The sequence below is a fragment of the Neisseria sp. P0021.S007 genome, assembly GCF_051956855.1.
The window spans coordinates 1-604 of sequence record NZ_JBQCXA010000772.1 but is presented as its reverse complement, the minus strand read 5'-3'; the positions used below and the strand labels follow the sequence as shown (position 1 = coordinate 604).

Annotated in this window: 1 pseudogene; it reads right to left on the bottom strand. The window is 34.8% G+C overall.

Annotated features, from left to right (window positions below):
- A pseudogene (locus ACTHUR_RS15880) lies at positions 1-604 on the bottom strand (hypothetical protein); the annotation flags it as partial.

The window sequence follows — 604 nt, the reverse complement described above, 5'->3', positions numbered from 1 at the left end:
GCTTTTACCTCTGTTTTAGCTGCCGCTGCGGCTTTAGTAATATTGGTATTAAGCTCGTTCTTCGCTGCATATAATTGGCTACCATTCACAGCATCTTTACTATCAGCTGAAATTGTACCATTTGATACATTCGTGATTTTTGTATTTCCTGCATTAATACCATCTTTATCATTAATAGTAACAGGTCCTACGGTAATATTATTAGCTTTAACACTAGTAACTTTAATATCATCTTTTAAATTCACTTTAATATCAGCAGCATTTTCACCGTCTGTAACAACCACTTCGGTATTCGTACCATTTACAAAATTCACTTTGCCATGGGTATTAATACGTGATGTTTCTTTACCATTATTTTTAATGTTAAAGCCTGCATTGTAATAAGCTTGGTATAATTGGCTACCATTTACAGCATCGTTTGATTCAGCAGTAATTCGACCTGCACCCACATTTTGGATTTGGCGAACAAGAGAGCCATCTCCCACAGAAACCGCACCTGTTGATTCTTTAGTGAAAGAATCACCAAAATCAAAATCAATTATCGTTTTATATGAAGAGGTGCCGTTATAATTAATTGTTTTTGAATTTGCACCATCATCAAAAG